An 18,217-nucleotide genomic window follows, 5' to 3' on the forward strand; every position below is an offset into this window, starting at 1 on the left:
CCAGCCCTGCCGGCTGACGTGAAGACCGGGGCGTACGGCTCATGGGGTGTTGATCTCGATGTTGTTTTCAAGCGCCGGTTCGACACCCCGCGCACGCACCAGCCGGCCCTCCGGACCCTGCCCGTTCACCAGGATGTTGTCCGTGACGGTGAAGCGGTTGTGGGTGTACTTGATCCCTTCCGCGCCGTAACTGATCAGATTGCGATTGTCGCTGCCGGGCCCCTGCTGCACGTAGTTGCGACGGATCGTCACATCACCACCGTTCGGGGTGTCGATCGCGTAGCTGGATGTACCGTCCTGCGCATCGTAGATCAGGTTGTCTTCGATCAGCGTTCGCGCGGCACGGCTCTTTACGTTGTGCCCGACGCGGGCGTGGTGCACACGCGAATAACGCAGCTCCAGCGAACGCGCCGCGCCGATGTAGATGTTGTGCGTGCGACCATCGCCAGCGCCGTTGCGGGCAAATTCGCTGTGCTCGATCACCACGTCGTTTTCCGGGCTGCGTCCGCCAAGGATGCCGTTTTCGTTGTCATGAAAATAGCAGTCACGAACGGTCAGGCCATCGCCCTCGTGACGGATTCCGGCACCGTTGCGATCGGGCACGCGCGCGCCGGAAAACTCGATGCCTTCAATGGTCACCCGATCGCCCTGGATCACCCAGATCGCCTTGCCCTGCTCGGTGACGCCAAACGATTGCAGATGCGCGCGACCGCCGCCAACCGCGCGAATCGTCAGATCGTTCTGCTTCCAGACCGCCGCATCGCGCGGATAGGTTCCGGTCAGGATCTCGATCACATCGCCGTCGACTGCATCGCGCGCGGCCTGGCTCGGCAGTTCGTAGTGCTTGCCGGTGCGTTCGATGGTCACGCCCGTGGTCGGTTTGGGTTTCGGTTTTTCGACCGTCCCGGCGTCCGGATCGAACCTGTACAGGTGCACATTTCGATCAACACCATTGACCAGTACAAAAACGTCATGCTCGGGCGAATACGCGAACCGCCCATAGGTGCCACGCGTTGCCGGTGCGCCGGGGTTCGCGCTGCCATCGATCGCCGGATGGCGATACCAGGTGTTCTTGTCGAGATCGAGCGAGTACACGGCGTCACCCGACGACCACGCGACCAGCCGGCCACTCGGCGGGTGGTAAGCAAAGCCCGGGCTGCGCGCACCGATGATCTCCGCCGCGCCCTGTGGCTTCACAAGCGTCTCGCTGACCGAACCGCCGATGTTCAGCACGATCATTTCGCCGGTGCCGATCGCGACGAACTTGCGTCGCTTCGGGTCGATCGCGACCGAGCGGTCTTCCCAGAAATTGCGGCCGCGAAATTCGAGCTTCCAGCGATCGGTCTTTGGATCGTAGCTGTAGAACTCCTTGCGCGGATGCAGATAGACCAGGCCGGTTTGCGGGTCGAACGCCGCGTAGTTGTTGAACCCGCTGGACGGCACATCGGCGAGCTGCTTCCAGGCGTGCCTGCCGAACTCGAACATCCAGGTGTTGCGATCGCCATGCCCCTCGACCCAGTTCGCGCCGCCCTGCGACCACAACGCATCGAACGGTGGCGGCAGGTACACCATGTTGCCGTAGGTGTGGCGCGAAACCGGGCTGCCGTCGCCCAGCACGCCGGTGTTCTTCTGTGTGTCATAGCCAGCGACCGAACCCGGATCCGTCAGTCGCGACCAGGCAAGATCATCGAGGTCGAACGCATACAGCTCATTGCCGGCGTAGGCCTTGTGTCCGCCGCCCCAGACGACCAGGCGGTTGCGACGGGTGTCGAACACGGCGCCGCTCCAGGCATCCATGACGGCGCTGACGCCGGCGGTGCCATACAGCGGTTCCTTCCGATCAACGGGCGCGGCAACGCGATCCATGCGCGTGTTCGGCAGTTCCACCCACTGCCCGGGTTTCAGTGTCTTGGCGGGGTGCGCGGCAAATGCCGACGCAGAAAGCAATGCGACGAACAGCGTCAGAACACGCAAGACCGCGGGAAAAAAATGTCGTGCCGGGAACATGGACTCGTTTGCAGACACCGCCGTGCGCCATCGACTGGACGCGGACGTGATGTGGAATTGCGGCGCGAAACCATAGCGAATCCACCTGCGCACCGCCACCCACCGCGGCCGATTGCCCACAACCTCGATACCGGCGCTCATCGCGAACGCGCCTCTCTCACCAGCGAATCCAGCAGTCGCGCGAACTCGCGGGTGCGCGCCTCGCGCGAGTGAACGGCAATTTCCTGCGCGGCGCAATGGTCGGAACCCGCGCAGGCCAACATCGCGCGCAGCGCGGCGGCGATCGCGTCACGCCCATCGAGCGGCGCAACGCGTGCGATCGGAAACTCCGCAAGTCGCCAGGCCGTATCACCGGCCGGGTCCGTCAGCGCAAGAATCGGCCGGTTCGCGCGCAGGTACTCGTAGAGTTTCGCGGGAATCTGTGCATTGCAGTTCGAGGCCTGCAGGAGCAACAGTGCATCGGCGGAACACATTTCCGCGAGTGCATCCCGATACGGCAGTGGTCCGGCAAGTTCCACGATTCTCTCGAGACCACGCTCGCGCAGCATTGGTTTCAGCACAGCATCGTTCTGCGTGGCCCGCAGCACGACGCGCAGGGACCGCTCGGTGGCGTCACCCGCCTCCCGCAACGCGGCCAGGGCGTCGAAGAACACCCGCGGATCGCGCTCGTTCGGATACAGCGTGCCGCTGTGCAGCAGCGTGAATGGCGCATCGTGCGCGCGAGCGGAAACGGCGGGAAGACCCGCGAAATCGGATTCGTCGAACGCGTTTTCGATGATCGCGACCGGCTGCCCGCCGCGCCGCGCGGCGAACGCCCGCGCCGCGCCAGGGGTCGTCACGGTCACGATGTTCGCCCGCGCGAGCACGGCATCCTCGATCGCGCGCATGCGCCGGTAGCGCTCCGGTTCCGGCGGAAACCCGTCGTCCGTCATGGGATCGCGAAAATCGGCGATCCATGGCAGGCCGCTGCGCCGCGCGACCTCCATGCCGATTCGCATGGTCGTCGCAATCGGATAGGTCGACCAGATCGCGGCCGGCCGATGTCTGCGAATCAGGCGCAAGGCCGCGCGCACGGCCGACCACCGCCAGGTCGCCCAGCGATCGGGGTCCGCCGCGCGGTGCGGATAGCGCCCGGCGACGGACAGATGCCGCGCCGCATCCAGCACGAAACTGCGCTCGACGATGACGCCGGGCGGCACGAGCGCATCGGCATCGCCAGGCGCGACGCGCGCATAGGCCCGCGGGTGCGGCGCCAGCACGATCGGCTGCCAGCCGAACGCGGGTAGATGGCGACTGAAACCGAGCGTGCGCTGCAGGCCGCTGCCGGTCGCAAGCGGCGGGTAATGAAACGCAATGAGCAGCACCGAGCGGTTCATGCCGGTTCCACGCGGTCGTGCAGCCAGTCGATTGTCGCCGTGGCAACGCGCTGTCGCCAGGCCGCGCTGGAAAAGGTGTGGTCGGCGTCCGGCAAGTCGATGCGCGTGACGTCGGGACGCGACAGGCGTTCGGCCCAGCGTGGCTCGCGCGCGCACAGTTCGACAAACTCCTTTGCCGTCAGATCCTGTCCGCTGATCACGAGCAGGGTTTCCCCGCCAAATCGTTGCCAGCCGTCGAGCATGCGATTGACGAACCCCGGGGCCGGCGCGTCCGAGCGCGCGGCGGTCACGCTGCCGCCGAGTTCCGCCGCGGCGTTTCCGACCCGCACCCGCCCGCGCAGCAGCTTTGCCCAGAACGACGGACTCGCCAGGCGACGCAGGTAATACCCGCGCAGCCGCGCGCGAGCCGCTCCGGCGGCGGAACGCACCCAGGGATTCGCGGTCACGATGCCGCGCACGCGGGGATCGGTCGCCGCGTAGAGCATCGCCGCCGAGGCGGCGTCACACAGACCCCAGATCACGACCGAGCGACAACCGGCGCGCGAACTGAGCGTGTCGATCGCGTCGCGCAGCACGGCGTCCAGCGCATCGAACGGCCGCGGCGCGCCGGAGCTGTCGCCCATGCCCGGCAGATCGAAGCGCAGCACCGGGAACCCGGCTTCGGCAATCGCACGCGCGAACATCACGAAGCTGCGGTGCGCGCCGACGCGATACTGCGGTCCGCCGACGACGATCAGCACACCGACCGACCGGCCCGCAGGATGCAGCAGCGCAAGCAGATCATCCCCGCCACTGGTGAACCAGAACGGTTCAATGACGGCTGCGGCGTTCATGGCCACAGTGCCGCCGTGGCATCGATCAGGGCCGGCAGGGTCACGATCTCGCCGGACTGCCAGAACGGGACGCCAACGCAGGTATGCAGGTTCGCGCCGGCCGCTGCGGCCCAAGACTGCGCGGCCGGCGTCGCGGGCGTTTCGGCCTGCGCGACGAGCTCGAACTGGTCGATGCGTTCGGCGCCGGCCAGTGCAGCGGGTTCCAGCCGCGCGGATTCCAGCCCTGTCACCAGCGCCGGAGACAGCGCATAGCCCGCGACCTCGATGGTGTCGCCGGCAGCAAGACGCTCGCGCAGGCGCTGCGGCGACACATCGGCGTCGCGCTTGCCGGTCAGACCCGCCGCCAGCGCAAGCCGCAGGAACTGTGCGAGATAGCGACGACCGTCGACCACCGGTTGCCAAAGGCAAACGCGCCCCGGATTGGCGATGGCGTCACACAGCAATGCACCGGTGCGCAGGGCCAGCACATCCACGCTTCCCGGCAGCCGTTCGCCGATCCACGCGGACATTGCCGCAACTTCTTCCCGCCAGCGCGCCATCGAGGCATCGGAATGATCACCGGCGCTGTCACCGGTACCGCCAAGGTCGGGTAGCAGCACGGCAACGCCGTGCGACTGCAACGCCCGCGCGGCAAGGCTCAGCATGCGCCGGGACTTGTTCATTTCCTCGGCGAACGGCGGCAACACCACGGCGGCACGCCGCGGCGCGGGGACGGGATACCAGAGGCAAAAGCAGGCGCCGTGCGGACCGTCCAGAAAGAACGGCTCGGGGGACGCGGGGGACGTCACGTGACGGTCTTGAGCTGCCCTTCGACGAAGCTGCACAGGCTGCCGACCGAGGCGAAGTCATCGGCGCTGATGGCGTCGTCCTCGACGGCGAACCCGAAGGTGTCCTCGATTGCGGTCAGCACCGCGACCACGGCCATCGAATCGAACTCCGGCAGCGCGCCGAGCAGCGCGAAATCCGGCTCCGGCGGCACCGGAACCTGGAGCGTGTCGGTGAGGATGCGCACAACGGTTTCGGAGCAATTCATCGGCCGGTTCATGTTGCAGTGCAGAAAAGGCGATTATAGCAGCGGGTCCGCCGCCCACTTCCAGCCCCTGACAGGCTGCTGAAATTCAGATCCCGGCCGCCGGCCCATGCCGGACAGGGTTGTCTTGCGCGCTGATCAAACACCCAAGAGATCGATCTTCGAAAGCAGCCGAAAACCGCGCGTTACGGTTGCGACTTTGAAAGGGCCCGGTGCGGGCCTTTTCAACAACCTGTCAGGACACGATCAGATTGTCGCGGTGGACGAGTTCGGCGCCATCCTGAAAGCCGAGAATCGCCTCGATCCTCGCACTCGGCTGGCCCATGATCCGGCGCGCATCCGCGGATGCATAGTTCACCAGTCCGCGGGCGATTTCACGGCCCAGTGCATCGACGCAGACGACCGGGGCGCCGCGTTCGAACTCGCCTTCAACCGAAATCACGCCGACCGCCAGCAGGCTGCGACCCGATTGCTTCAGCACGCTGCTCGCGCCGTCGTCGAGAATCAGCCGACCCTGCGGCTTCAGGCCCGCAAGCCAGCGCTTGCGCGCGAGCTTTGCAGGCTGGGTCGGCAAGAGAAAGGTGCCGACCGGTTCGCCGGCGCCGACCCGCTCGATCACGCGCGGCACGCGACCGCCGGCGATCACCGTGGGTGTGCCGGAGCGCGCGGCAATGCGCGCCGCGCGAACCTTCGTGACCATGCCGCCGCGCCCGAGCAGCCCGCCCTCGCCGGCCACGGCCTCCAGACGTTCATCATCGACCGTCGCCGATGCGATCAGCTTCGCGGCCGGGTTCTTGCGCGGATCGGCGTCGAACAGACCGTCCTGGTCGGTCAGCAGCACCAGCACGGTGGCGTCGACGAGATTCGCGACGACGGCCGCGAGCGTGTCGTTATCGCCGAAGCGAATTTCGTCGGTCGCGACCGTGTCGTTCTCGTTGATCACCGGCACCACGCCGAGCCGAAGCAGGGTCAGCAGCGTGCTGCGCGCATTCAGGTAGCGCGTGCGATCGGTCAGGTCGCCGTGGGTGATCAGCACCTGCGCGGTATGCCGGCCATGGGCCTGAAATGCCGATTCCCAGGCATCCGCAAGCCCCATCTGCCCAATGGCGGCCGCGGCCTGCAGTTCGTGCAAGGCACCGGGGCGCGTCTTCCAGCCGAGCCGCGCCATCCCCTCGGCGACCGCGCCGGAGGACACCACGATGACCTCGCGCCCGGCGGCGACGAGTGCTGCGATCTGCGTGGCCCAGCCGGCCATGTGCTCGCGGTCGAGCCCCATGCCGTCGGCGGTCGCCAGCGCGCTGCCGACCTTGATCACCAGGCGCGTCGCATTCGCGCAGACCGTACGTGTGTCGCTCGTGGTTGTCATGGCTTCCGCAGATAAACGAATTCGATCGCGGCCCTATTCACTGTCTCTGGCATCGCCGTCGGCAGTAACGGTTTCCTGTGCCGCGATCGCACGCAGGTGCTCGAAGGCACGCCGCGTCAGTTCCGTCGTACCGGCGCCGGTCAGCGCGGACACGGCAAACACCGGCGCGATCCAGCCGAGTTCCGCACACACCGCGTCGACCCGCTGTTGTACCTGATCGGCGGGCAGGCGGTCGATCTTGTTGAAAACCAGCCAGCGCTCGCGCGCAGCGAGGTCCGGCGAATAACGTTCGAGTTCCGCCGCGATGCGGCGCACGTCCGCGGCGAGATCCGCGCTTTCGTCCAAAGGCGCGATGTCCACGAGGTGAAACAGAAGGCGCGTGCGCGAGAGATGTTTCAGAAACCGCGTGCCGAGGCCCGCGCCCTCCGAGGCCCCTTCGATCAGCCCCGGAATATCGGCCATGACGAAACTCTCGGCCGGGCCGAGCCGCACCACGCCGAGGTTCGGATGCAGGGTCGTGAACGGGTAGTCGGCGACCCGCGGCTGCGCTGCGGAAACCGCGCGCACCAGGCTGGATTTGCCCGCGTTCGGCAGGCCAAGCAGGCCGACGTCGGCAAGCAGCTTGAGTTCCAGGCGCAGCATGCGCTGCTCGCCGTCGCTGCCCGGTGACGACTGGCGCGGTGCACGATTCGTGCTGCTCTTGTAGCGGGCATTGCCGATGCCGTGAAAGCCGCCGCGCGCGACCAGCAGGCGCTGGCCGTCGGCGACCACATCGCCGATGCGCTCCGCGGTGTCGGCGTCATAGACCTCGGTTCCGGCCGGCACGCGGATGACCAGGTCCTCTCCGCTCGCACCGGTGCGGTTCTTGCCCATGCCCGGACGACCGTTTTTCGCCCGGTAGCTGCGCTGGTAGCGAAAGTCGATCAGGGTGCCAAGCGCGGCATCACCCTCGAGCCACACGCTGCCCCCGTCACCACCATCGCCGCCATCCGGGCCGCCCTTGGGGATGTATTTCTCGCGACGAAAGCTCACGCAGCCGGCGCCGCCATTGCCGGCACTGACACGGATCGTGACTTCGTCGACGAATTTCATCTTCCGAAACGAAAAAGCCCCGTCGGCGACGGGGCTTTCAGGGTAGTGCTCCGGGCCGGCGTGCCGGTCAGGCCGGCACCACGCTGACGTACTTGCGCCGACGCGGGCCCTTGACCTCGAACTGCACCAGACCGTCGGCGGTCGCGAACAGGGTGTGATCCTTGCCGCAGCCGACATTGTCGCCCGGATGGAAGCGCGTACCGCGCTGCCGGACCAGAATGTTGCCGGCCAGCACGGACTGGCCGCCGAAGCGCTTTACGCCAAGTCGCTTCGACTCGGAATCGCGACCGTTGCGGGAACTGCCCGCTGCCTTCTTGTGTGCCATTGCGCTGTCTCCAGTCTCAGTCGGTTTCGCCGGCCGCCAGGCGCTTGGCCTGTCCGACCCAGTCGTCGCGCTCGATACGGCCCTTGAAGTTCAGGTGCGTATCGATCTGCTCGATCTGCTCGGCGGTCAGTGCGGCGACCTGGTGGTAATGGTAGATGCCCAAGCCGTTGAGCTTCTGCTCCAGCACCGGGCCGACGCCGGAGATCTTCTTCAGATCGTCGGCCTCGCCGGACGGGGCATCCAGGAATTTCGGCGCCGGCGCATCGGCTGCCGCGGCCGGCTTGGCGGCCTTTTTCGGCGCGGCCTTGGCGCTGCCGCCCTGACCGTTGACCGCCGTGATCTCGATCTCGGTGAGGTCCTGACGGTGGCCCTGGCGCTTCAGATGGTGCTTGCGGCGGCGGAATTTCACGATCGTGATCTTCGGACCGCGCACGTGGCCGCGCACGGTCGCCGTGACGCTGCCGCCATCGACGAGCGGGGTGCCGATGCTGGCGCCCTCGTCGCCGCCGACCATGAGCACTTCGCCGAACTCGATCGCGCTGCCGGGCTCGGCGTCCAGCCGTTCGACCCGGATCACGTCGCCCGGGGTGACCCGGTATTGCTTGCCGCCGGTGCGGATGACCGCATACATGACAGATGACTCCGTGGAATCGACTCGGGTACTCTTTACGGCTGCGCCGCCACCCAAAGCCGGGGAAAACAAAGACCGCGCATTCTAGCGGCGCAGTCCCGCGACGGTCAACGACAATCCAACGCACGAATCTGCCATGCGCGAAGCCCGAATCGCCGAAGCCCCCGCCCAGACCAGCGCCGCCGAGCGGCTGGCCGCCATCCGCGCGCTCGTGGGCGAGGATCTGGCGGCCGTCGACCGGCTGATCGTCGAGCGGCTGAGTTCGGATGTCGCCCTGATCAACCAGCTCGGCGCCTACATCGTATCGGCGGGCGGCAAGCGGCTGCGCCCCCTGCTGGTGCTGCTGGCGGCCCGCGCCTGCGGCTACCGGGGCCCGGACCACGTGCTGCTGGCGGCCGTGATCGAATTCATCCACACCGCCACGCTGCTGCACGACGACGTCGTGGACGCCTCGGAACTGCGCCGCGGGCGCGACACCGCGAACGCGATGTTCGGCAACGAGGCCAGCGTGCTGGTCGGTGATTTCCTCTACTCGCGCGCTTTCGAGATGATGGTCGAGGCCGACGACATGCGCATCCTCGCGCTGATGTCGCACGCGACCAACCGCATCGCCGAGGGCGAGGTGCTGCAGCTCCTGAACTGCCGCGACCCGGAGATCGACGAGGCCCGCTACCGCGAGGTCATCGACCGCAAGACCGCGACCCTGTTTTCCGCCGGCGCCGAGATCGGCGCGCTGCTCGCCGGCGGCGAACTCACTACGGCGCTGGCGCAGTATGGCCGGCACCTGGGGATCGCCTTCCAGATCGTCGACGACGCGCTGGACTATCGCGGCGACGCGGCAGAGACCGGCAAGAACCTCGGCGACGATCTCGCCGAGGGCAAGCCCACGCTGCCACTGATCCGCGCACTGGAACTCGCCGACGCAAACGAACAGCGCCTGCTGCGCGAAGCGATCGAACACGGCCGTCGTCAGGACATCGCCGCCGTGCAGCGCGTGATCGAACAGACCGGCGCGATCGACTACGCGCTGGCAGCGGCCGACGCCGAAATCGCGCTCGCCCTGGAGCCGCTCGCTACGCTCCCGCCGACGCCGTACCGTGACGCCCTGTTCGGGCTGGCTGAATTTTCCGTGGCGCGATCGTACTGATCTCCGCGCCAGACGCCCGGCAGCGCGTCTGCATATTGAGCGGCTCCGGCCCTTCTCGTAGAATGCCGCGTTCTCCCGCACCGGACAGCCCTGTCCGGCGTCGAGACCTCGGGGTGTAGCTCAGCCTGGTAGAGCACTGTCTTCGGGAGGCAGGAGTCGGAGGTTCAAATCCTCTCACCCCGACCAGATTTCTTTAGGGAAGCGCGGATCAATCCATCCTGGACTGCCCGCGCGACGAAAACGAAAAAGTGCGATTTTTCGTTTTCTTTCATTTTCAACGGCTTGCAGCCGTCGTTGTGGCGGCATCTCCCCGTGGCGCGCCATCTCGGCCCGGGTTCGTACAGACGGACCCGGCCCGCGCCGATTACGCCCTCCCGCTTCCATGCCCCCTTTCCCTCGTCCGGCGGAACCATTCTTGAGTAATTTAGTCAGAATATACCGATATACTGATTCACTCAGGAGGTTCGACATGAACGGTCTGATCGCAAACTTCCCCTATAACGGCGTGGTGACCGTCAACCGCGTCCTGATCAAGCCCGGCTACAGCGTGGACGACCTGCAGGAACGCGTCGCGCTGCTGTGCGAGAACGTCAAGACCTTCCACTCGGAAACGGGCTTTGTCGGCGGGTTTGTGGCGCTCAACAGCGGCCAGATCTCCAACGAGGGCTCCACGGTCGGTCAGGCCGTCGACAGCGATCTGAAGGACCGCGAGGCGTTGATCGTCACGTTCTGGCGCTCGTTCGAAGACCACGAAGCCTCGCATCGCAGCGACACCTTCCAGCCACTGTTCCGGCAGGTGCTGGAACTCTGCGAGAACGGCAACGAGGAAATCGCCTACGAGATGCTCTGGTCCGGCCGCGCCTACAGTCCGGAGGACGCCCGCCTGGCACGCGAAGCCAAGGCCCGCCATGCGGCCTGAGCCGTCACGCCTCGGCGCCGCGACCGCCGCCACAAACCCGCGGCGGATCGCGGCGTCCGTGTTCGGTTGACGCTACCCGCCCGCCCGCGTTAACTATCGGCCACCCTCCCGGACGTAGCGACGTCCGGGCCTCTTGATCCGTTGCTCCGGTGGTCCCGTGTCCGATCTCGCATTTTCAAAGAAATACGATCGCAAACACTCCGAACAGTATTTCGAGAAGCACAACACCGGCATTCGCCGCCGCATGACCAATTGGCGCGAGCACCGGCTCGCCGCACACGCGCTGGCACTGCTGGGCAACCCAGGTTCGGTGCTGGACATCCCCTGTGGCACGGGTCGATTCTGGGATCTGCTGACCGCCGACCCCGATCGAAACGTGCTGGCCGCGGATCTGAACGAAGGCATGCTGGAAACCGCGCGCACCCATCGCGACGCGGCGCTGCTCGAACGCATCGACCGTCTGTTTCAGTCGTCCGCGTTCGACATCGACCTGCCCGACGCAAGTGTCGACTGCGTATTCAGCATCCGGCTCCTGCATCACATCGTCGCGCCCGAAGACCGGCTGCGCATCCTGCGTGAATATCATCGCGTGGCACGCCAGAGCGCAATCGTCTCGCTGTGGGTCGATGGCAGCGTGCAGGCACGGTCGCGACAGAAGCGCGATGCGCGTCGCGCACGCGACGGTTACCAGAACCGACTCGTCATCCCGCGCGCCACGATCGAATCCGAGTTCGCACAATCCGGCTTCGAAATCGTTGCCGCGCTCGACGTGTTGCCGCGCATTTCGATGTGGCGGATGTACGCGCTACGCAAACGACCGTGATGCATGACGGCGAACTTCAGTTCGCAACCGAGTCCTGGCGTGCAGTGTTCGCGAGCGACGGCATCAGAGATTTCGATTCGTTATGGAACCTGGACGGCACGGCCGCCGAACCCGCCAATGAGCGCCGCGGTGGCTGGAGTGGCGTGACGATCATCGAACTCGGTGATCCGCAGGCACCGCAACGCTTCTTTCTGAAGCGACAGCTGAACCACGGCACCCGCAACTGGCGTCACCCGCTGCGTGGCGAACCCACGTTCGCGCGTGAATGGCGCAATATCCGGCGGCTTCTTCAGCTCGGCGTTCCGACCGTCGAACCCGTCGTGTTCGCCAAGCGGCGCGGCCCAGACGGGACACGCGCAATGCTGGTGACGGCCGCGCTGGAAGGCTATCGTCCGCTGGACGAATTCCTTGCCGAGACAGCCGTCTTCAACATGCCGCGCGCAGGCGCGGGCGCGCTGTCGCGGCGCATCGCGCAGGCCGTGGCACCAATGCATCGTGCACGCATGCGTCATGGCAGCCTCTATCCGAAACATCTGTTCGTGCGTGCAACCGACGCTGCGATGCGCGATTTCGATGTGCGACTGATCGACCTGGAAAAGGCACGTTCGACACTCACGATCATGAGCGCCGCGCTGCGCGACATCTCCCAGCTCGACCGACACTCGCCCGCCATGCCCCTGAAGCGGCGGCTGCGCTTCCTGCGCGACTACTGGAATGCACTGGGTATCGGTGGATCGCCGTTCCGCCTGCGCGAAAGGCTCGTCGAACGGGCGTCCAGATAGGCTTCGGTTCGCGCGAAAGCCGGATCAGGACAGTCCGGCATTTCCGCGCACCGCGCCGGCCTGGCCGCGCGGCCAGGTCACCGAGACACGCAGACCGCCAAGCCCGCTCGTGCCCAGTTCGACCCGACCGCCATGGTGTTCGACGATGCGCCGCACAATCGACAACCCCAGACCGGCGCCGCCGCCGGAACGCCGTTGCAGCCGGTGAAACCGCGCGAATGCATCGGAGCGTTGATCAGGTTCGATGCCGGGGCCGCTGTCATCCACATGCAACACACCATACGCGCTGCCGTTGCTGACCCGCACATGCACGCGCCCGCCGTCCGGTGTGTAGCGCAATGCGTTGTCGACGAGGTTTCGCACCACGACGTTTGCGAGATCCGCATTTGCGCGCACGAATACCGGATCGTCCGCCGAGCAAACGAGTTCATGTGCTTTGGTGGTCCCATTCGGGTCTGAGTCCATGCAGACAGCGCGCGCGATCGCCGCAAGGTCGATCTCGTGATCGCGTTCGATCGTCGTTTCGTCCACCCGTGCCAGTGTCAGCAATTGTTCAACCAGCCGCGCCGTGCGATCAGCCGCATCCTGCAAGCGTTCCAGTGCATGATTGCGCTGACTGGCATCGGCCGTGCGTCGGGCCACCTGTGCCTGGGTACGCATCGCCGCCAGCGGCGTGCGGAGTTCATGTGCTGCATCCGCGGTAAACCGGCGCTCGCGTTCAAACGCCGCGCCAAGCCTCAGAAACAGGCGGTTCAGCGCTTCGACGAGCGGCCGCACCTCGACCGGCGTGCTTTCGATCGAAAGTCCGTCCAGCCGATCCGGATCGCGCAGGGCAACCCGCTGTGCAAGCCGGTCGATCGGTTGCAACGCGCGACCGACACCGAACCAGATGAGCAAGGCCATTGATGGGAGCAGCACAAACAGCGGCCCGATCAGCTGCAACGTAAAGTCGTTGATGAGGTGGCCGCGCACATCCAGGGTTTCGGCCACATGCACGACGATCTCGTCACCGTCGGTGGCCGTGAATACCCGCCACACCTCGCCAGCATAGTCGCCTTCGGAAAACGCGTTCGGACGACCGGTAAAGCGTTGCGTCGGCGCCGCCTGCGAACGATAGAACTGCCTCCCGTTTCCGACCTCGATCTGAAAGGCGACCTTGCGACGCAGCTCATGTTCGTCGTCAAACTGTGAGACGAGGTCCTCTACAACGGCGACCACCGTCTCACCGGTGCCGCCCGAATGCTCCAGTTCACCACGCTCGTGGGCAATCAGCGACAGCAGCAGTTCGGCAAACTGCACCAGCCGCGCGTCGAACATCTCGCCAATGTCCTCGCGGGTGTCCCAGAAACTCCACGGAACGAATGCCGCCCAAGCGAGCGTGGTCACGCCTACCAGCCACGCCAGCAACCGGCGGCGGATGGAATTCACACCGGATACGGTCTTGCGGTCCGTCCGCGTCACGCGTGCGCGCTGTCGATCACGTAGCCCAGACCACGCTCGGTGCGGATCAGATCCCGCCCCAGCTTGCGACGCAGATAGTGCACGTAGACCTCGACGGCGTTGCTTTCGATCTCACCGCCCCATTCATACAGAACGTCCTCGATCTGTGCACGCGAAACCACCCGGCCGACCCGCTCGAGCAGCACGCGCAATACATCGAATTCGCGCGGCGTCAATGCGACATCGCGGTTGCCCAGGCTGACCCGCCGTGCGGCCGGATCGAGCGCAACCTCGCCGTGGCGCAGCACCGGCTCGGCATGTCCCAGCCGGCGGCGATGCAACGCACGAATGCGCGCCAGCAGTTCGTCCAGATCGAACGGCTTGGAAAGGTAGTCGTCCGCGCCACGATCCAGGCCCCAGATACGATCGCGCACCTCGCCACGCGCTGTCAGGACGAGAACCGGCGTTTCCTTTCCGGCGCGGCGCCACGCCACGAGCCGCTCCAGCCCGTCCCCGTCGGGCAGGCCACGGTCAAGGATCACGGCATCGAATTCGTTGGCCGCCAGCGCCGCGTCGCCCTGCCGACCCGTGTGGCACCATTCCACGCGCTCGCCGGCGAGGCGCAGACCGGCCACGATGCCATCGCCAAGCAGTTCGTCGTCCTCAATCAACAGAATTCGCATCGCACTTTGCCCTGACAAAAAACGCAGCAGCCGGCAGCCGATGTACCCCCCGGGGAGGCCATCGTCCGCCACTGTCGCAGTTTCGATCGGCGGCCTTAGGCCCAGCTTAAGAAATATGGAGATTTTGTGTGGTTTTTGTGCGGCGCGTCACAATCCAATCGCGGAATCCACCGTCGAAGGCCTCCGCAAATGCGTGTGCAGGAATCCATAGACCCGCTCCGCATAGTCCGGACCGGCGAATCTCGCCAGGTCTACATGCCCGGCACCGGGCACCAGCCAGAGTTCCTTGGGCTCATTGGCGCGCTCGTGGAGTCGGCGGGTTTCCGCGGCCGTGGTGTGGCGATCTTCCTGGCCGGAAACCACCAATGCCGGCATGCGCCAGCGTTCGATCCGGTCGATCGGGCGAAGTTGATCGGCGCCGATGCCCAGCCGCGCGGGCAGCTGCCAGAGCAGCGCCGGCGCAAGCAGCGAACCCAACGGGCCAAATCGGATCTTCAGGCGGTTATCGACCGCCTCGCCGATGGTCGGATACAGGGCTTCCAGGACGACTGCGTCGGGCGCGCGCTCCCAGTGCGAGAACAGCAGCGCTGCCGCGCCAAGCGAAGCGCCGATCACGCCGACCCGTTCGCCGGGAAATTCCGCCTCGATGAACCGCGCGGCGGCCTCGACGCCGCGCGCCTCATGCCAGCCGAAGCTGATCCGCGCGCCGTCACTCTCGCCATGCGCGGGCAGATCGATCAGTACGACGCCGAAACCCTGATCCCGCAGTGCAATGGCTCGGGCGGTCATCTGTCGGCGATCGCTGCGCACGCCGTGCAACAGCAACACCACCCCACCTCCGGATTCGCCGCGCGCGAACCAGCCGGCGACGGCCCCGCCACCTTCCGCAGTCAGGGCAACCCGCCTTGCCGACAATGCGGCGGGCGGCGGCCCAACCGTCAGTTGCACCGGGCGAGCGAGGTATTCACCGGCGGCGAGGACCGCCGCGATGCCAAGGATGGCGACAACGAGAATTGCGCTGAACCCGAAACGCCACCACCGGCCCGGCGCCTTGAGCCGCATGGAATCACGCCCACGCAATCGGTCGCAATGCACGGATCCTGTGGGCGATCGGCAGCCGCTGGTTCGCGGACGGGCTCAGAACCGAATCACCGACTCGACTCCGACATACTCGGCAGATTTCTCGTGCACGACGACGGGGTGGAGAATCCATTTGTCGGTCACGAACGCGCCTATTGCCGAACCGGCCGCATGGGAGAACATGTCCAGTGCCGAGGTTCCGGTCGTGACCAACTCGCCGATCACGCCCAGCGCGCTGCTGAGCCCGAAGCCGATCCATGCACGATTCTTGCGCGAGACCTCATACTGGTCAGCGATATAGGTAATCCCACCGGCAAGCAACGCACCGCCACCGGCATGCGAAAGTTCACTGGACCAACCGTCGTAGGCCTGCACGGGTTCGGCAACCGCGGCGATCAAGCCGACGAGAATGTAAGCGATGACGATCTTGTGCCGGCAAGCGGACTGAGAGGCGTTCACTTTTAACCTCCGGTTTCACGGCGCAGTGTTCATTGCGGGGACGCGGCAGTAGTTGATCGAAATGCCGGGCCAGAACGACCTTTCCCAAAAGTATAGGGCGGTGCGGTCGTCTGCGGCTTAAGTGACTTTAATCCGGGAGACCGGCCCCATGAGTTGGGCCCGTGTCAATCGCGCGGAAAGCGGACGCGCACGATCAGGCCCGGCGCGTTGTCGTCGAGTGTCAGCTCGGCCTGATGCAGGCGCACGGCGGCGCGAACCAGACTCAGACCGAGGCCGTTGCCGTCGGTGCCGCGCGACGCATCGAGCCGCACGAAGCGTTCGAACACGCGCTCGCGCTCCTCGGCCGGTATGCCCGGACCGGAATCGGCGACGGTGAGTTCAACGGCATTGCGCCGGCCGCGCACGGCGACGTCGATCACGCCATCGACCGGCGTGTATTTGATCGCGTTGTCGATCAGGTTGCCGATGACCGGCGCAAGCAGATCACGACTGCCGACGATGCGCGTATCGCCTTCCATCTCGAGCCGCAGGTCCTGACCGCGCTCCTCGGCCAGCGGTCGGTACAGATCGACAAGATCGTCCACGATACTGCGCAGATCGATCTCGTCCCACTCACTGCGATGATTGCCGGCCTCGACCTGGGCAATGCTGAGAAGCGCGTTGAAGGTCTGGATCAAACCGGCGGCGTCCTCGATGGCGCGCTCCAGTTCCTCGCGGTATTCGGCTTCGCTGCGCGGTTCGAGCAGGGCGACCTCGAGCCGGTTGCGCAACCGCGTCAACGGTGTGCGCAGATCGTGCGCGATGTTGTCGGTGACCGTGCGAATGCCGCGCACCAGCTGCTGGATGCGTTCGAGCATCGAATTGAGGCGCCGGGCCAGGTTGTCGAACTCGTCGTTGCGTACGGACACCGGCACCCGGCGGCCAAGGTCGCCGGCCATGATGCTCGCCGCCGTGCGGTCTATCGAACGCATGCGCCTTTCGAACGCCAGTGCCAGCGTGATCCCCATCAGCAGCATAAGCGGTATCCCCATGGCCATGCCTTCGATGAGAACGTCCGCGGCTTCACGCAGGCCCTCGGCCTGTTCGACGGGTTGCGCGACGAGCACGCGGCTGCCATCGGCGAATGCGCCACTGATGGCCGGCCAGTACGCTTGGTCTTCGATCACACCCGGCAGGTCCTCCTCGTCGATCCAGACCTGGTGCACGCGAGAGTCGGGCTCGATATCGGCCTCGCCCGGCCAGCGCACGAAACTGCCGGCAATCCATTCAGCCTCGGCATCGACGAGCGCGAAGTACTGGCCTTCCTCCGCCTCGGCTTTCTCGTGCCGCGCAAGTCTCGCGGACACGGCTGCATGCCCGCCCTGTCGATACGCGGCATCCAGATCGCCAAGCGTGTTGACCAGCGCTGCGGTGACCGCGTCATCCACTCCGCGCCCGGCATACCAGACGGTTGCGCCAAGCAGCACCGCGGCCGCGATCGCGTAGATCAGCGTGTATTTGAGCGCGAGACGCAGCGCGCTGCTGCGCAGCAGGCTACGCATTCGTGCCCAGGCGATAGCCTGCTCCGCGCACCGTATGCAGAAGTGGACTGTCGAATCCGCGATCGATCTTCGAACGCAGCCGGCTGACCTGCACGTCGATCACATTGGTCTGAGGATCGAAACTGAAATCCCAGACGTTTTCCAGCAACATCGTGCGCGTCACGACACGACCGGCCTGACGCATGAGGTATTCCAGCAAACGGTACTCGCGCGGCTGTAAGCGAATCGCACGGTCCCCGCGCCGCGCGGTCTGCATGCGCAGATCGAGCTCCAGGTCGCCGACGTGCAGGCGTTCGGTCGTCGTATCCGGCTGGGCACGCCGTGCCAGTGCGTCGATGCGCGCCAGCAGTTCTGAAAACGCGTACGGCTTGACCAGATAATCGTCCCCTCCGGCGCGCAGACCGGCGACACGATCATCCACCTCGCCGAGCGCCGACAACACCAGCACCGGTGTCTGGTTGGCATCGGCCCGCAGCATGCGCACGATCGCAAGCCCGTCACGCTTCGGCAGCATGCGGTCACAGATGATGACGTCGTAACTCCCGGTCAACGCGAGGTGCAGACCGTCATCGCCATCCTTCGCGTGATCGACGACATGACCCGACTCGCCAAGCCCCTTGACCAGGTACTCGGCCGCGCGCAGGTCGTCTTCGATCAGTAAAAGATGCATGCCTACAGCATAG

The 18,217-nt window shown here is 65.9% G+C and carries 19 protein-coding genes and 1 tRNA gene; 5 read left to right on the forward strand and 15 right to left on the reverse strand.

The window, feature by feature from the left end:
- Positions 1 to 39 precede the first annotated feature (39 nt).
- The 9 genes from KDG50_01160 to rplU form a co-directional block, all read right to left on the reverse strand.
- Positions 40 to 2,025 carry a right-handed parallel beta-helix repeat-containing protein gene (locus KDG50_01160; protein ID MCB1864012.1) on the reverse strand — a complete coding sequence of 662 codons (1,986 nt, stop codon included), beginning with the start codon at positions 2,023 to 2,025 and terminating at the stop codon, positions 40 to 42.
- Between the two features lie 119 nt (positions 2,026 to 2,144).
- A complete protein-coding gene (locus KDG50_01165) occupies positions 2,145 to 3,383 on the reverse strand; it encodes a glycosyltransferase (GenBank protein ID MCB1864013.1) in 1,239 nt (412 codons plus the stop codon).
- Entirely contained in the window at positions 3,380 to 4,216 is an 837-nt protein-coding gene (locus KDG50_01170; protein MCB1864014.1) for a hydrolase 1, exosortase A system-associated, read from the reverse strand. Before KDG50_01170 ends, KDG50_01165 begins: the two co-directional genes overlap by 4 nt.
- Positions 4,213 to 5,004: a hydrolase 2, exosortase A system-associated gene (locus tag KDG50_01175; protein MCB1864015.1), complete on the reverse strand. Its 792-nt coding sequence runs from the start codon at positions 5,002 to 5,004 to the stop codon at positions 4,213 to 4,215. Before KDG50_01175 ends, KDG50_01170 begins: the two co-directional genes overlap by 4 nt.
- Positions 5,001 to 5,249, reverse strand: coding sequence for an acyl carrier protein (locus tag KDG50_01180; GenBank protein ID MCB1864016.1), 249 nt, complete (start codon positions 5,247 to 5,249; stop codon positions 5,001 to 5,003). Before KDG50_01180 ends, KDG50_01175 begins: the two co-directional genes overlap by 4 nt.
- 232 nt (positions 5,250 to 5,481) lie before the next feature.
- The gene (locus KDG50_01185) at positions 5,482 to 6,612 is read right to left on the reverse strand and encodes a glutamate 5-kinase (GenBank protein ID MCB1864017.1); all 1,131 of its coding nucleotides are present in this window, start codon (positions 6,610 to 6,612) and stop codon (positions 5,482 to 5,484) included.
- A gap of 33 nt (positions 6,613 to 6,645) precedes the next feature.
- Positions 6,646 to 7,704, reverse strand: a complete 1,059-nt coding sequence (gene cgtA / locus KDG50_01190; GenBank protein MCB1864018.1) for an Obg family GTPase CgtA — start codon at positions 7,702 to 7,704, stop codon at positions 6,646 to 6,648.
- A gap of 67 nt (positions 7,705 to 7,771) precedes the next feature.
- Positions 7,772 to 8,029, reverse strand: a complete 258-nt coding sequence (gene rpmA, locus KDG50_01195; protein ID MCB1864019.1) for a 50S ribosomal protein L27 — start codon at positions 8,027 to 8,029, stop codon at positions 7,772 to 7,774.
- A gap of 16 nt (positions 8,030 to 8,045) precedes the next feature.
- Positions 8,046 to 8,660 carry a 50S ribosomal protein L21 gene (rplU, locus tag KDG50_01200; GenBank protein ID MCB1864020.1) on the reverse strand — a complete coding sequence of 205 codons (615 nt, stop codon included), beginning with the start codon at positions 8,658 to 8,660 and terminating at the stop codon, positions 8,046 to 8,048.
- A gap of 136 nt (positions 8,661 to 8,796) precedes the next feature.
- On the opposite strand from rplU, the gene KDG50_01205 reads away from it, so the two are divergent.
- The 5 genes from KDG50_01205 (at position 8,797) to KDG50_01225 (ending at position 12,331) form a co-directional block, all read left to right on the forward strand.
- Positions 8,797 to 9,807, forward strand: coding sequence for a polyprenyl synthetase family protein (locus KDG50_01205; protein MCB1864021.1), 1,011 nt, complete (start codon positions 8,797 to 8,799; stop codon positions 9,805 to 9,807).
- Positions 9,808 to 9,916: 109 nt separating this feature from the next.
- Positions 9,917 to 9,993: transfer RNA gene (locus KDG50_01210), tRNA-Pro, on the forward strand.
- 283 nt (positions 9,994 to 10,276) lie between these two features.
- On the forward strand, positions 10,277 to 10,726 hold the full coding sequence (locus KDG50_01215; protein ID MCB1864022.1) for a ligand-binding protein SH3: 450 nt from the start codon (positions 10,277 to 10,279) through the stop codon (positions 10,724 to 10,726).
- Positions 10,727 to 10,883: 157 nt separating this feature from the next.
- Positions 10,884 to 11,549, forward strand: a complete 666-nt coding sequence (locus KDG50_01220) for a class I SAM-dependent methyltransferase (GenBank protein MCB1864023.1) — start codon at positions 10,884 to 10,886, stop codon at positions 11,547 to 11,549.
- Positions 11,549 to 12,331: a hypothetical protein gene (locus KDG50_01225; protein ID MCB1864024.1), complete on the forward strand. Its 783-nt coding sequence runs from the start codon at positions 11,549 to 11,551 to the stop codon at positions 12,329 to 12,331. The genes KDG50_01220 and KDG50_01225 overlap by 1 nt, the downstream gene beginning before the upstream one ends.
- Before the next feature lie 24 nt (positions 12,332 to 12,355).
- Here KDG50_01225 and KDG50_01230 read toward each other — a convergent pair whose 3' ends face one another.
- From KDG50_01230 to KDG50_01255, 6 genes are all read right to left on the reverse strand, one after another.
- On the reverse strand, positions 12,356 to 13,792 hold the full coding sequence (locus tag KDG50_01230) for a sensor histidine kinase N-terminal domain-containing protein (protein MCB1864025.1): 1,437 nt from the start codon (positions 13,790 to 13,792) through the stop codon (positions 12,356 to 12,358).
- Entirely contained in the window at positions 13,789 to 14,454 is a 666-nt protein-coding gene (locus KDG50_01235; protein MCB1864026.1) for a winged helix-turn-helix domain-containing protein, read from the reverse strand. Before KDG50_01235 ends, KDG50_01230 begins: the two co-directional genes overlap by 4 nt.
- Before the next feature lie 147 nt (positions 14,455 to 14,601).
- Positions 14,602 to 15,549, reverse strand: coding sequence for an alpha/beta fold hydrolase (locus KDG50_01240; protein MCB1864027.1), 948 nt, complete (start codon positions 15,547 to 15,549; stop codon positions 14,602 to 14,604).
- Between the two features lie 42 nt (positions 15,550 to 15,591).
- Entirely contained in the window at positions 15,592 to 15,993 is a 402-nt protein-coding gene (locus KDG50_01245) for a hypothetical protein (GenBank protein ID MCB1864028.1), read from the reverse strand.
- Between the two features lie 164 nt (positions 15,994 to 16,157).
- A complete protein-coding gene (locus tag KDG50_01250; protein ID MCB1864029.1) occupies positions 16,158 to 17,534 on the reverse strand; it encodes a HAMP domain-containing protein in 1,377 nt (458 codons plus the stop codon).
- A complete protein-coding gene (locus KDG50_01255) occupies positions 17,527 to 18,204 on the reverse strand; it encodes a response regulator transcription factor (protein MCB1864030.1) in 678 nt (225 codons plus the stop codon). Before KDG50_01255 ends, KDG50_01250 begins: the two co-directional genes overlap by 8 nt.
- Between the last annotated feature and the right edge of the window lie 13 nt (positions 18,205 to 18,217).

It is taken from the genome of Chromatiales bacterium (assembly GCA_020445605.1).
GTDB lineage: Bacteria > Pseudomonadota > Gammaproteobacteria > JAGRGH01 > JAGRGH01 > JAGRGH01.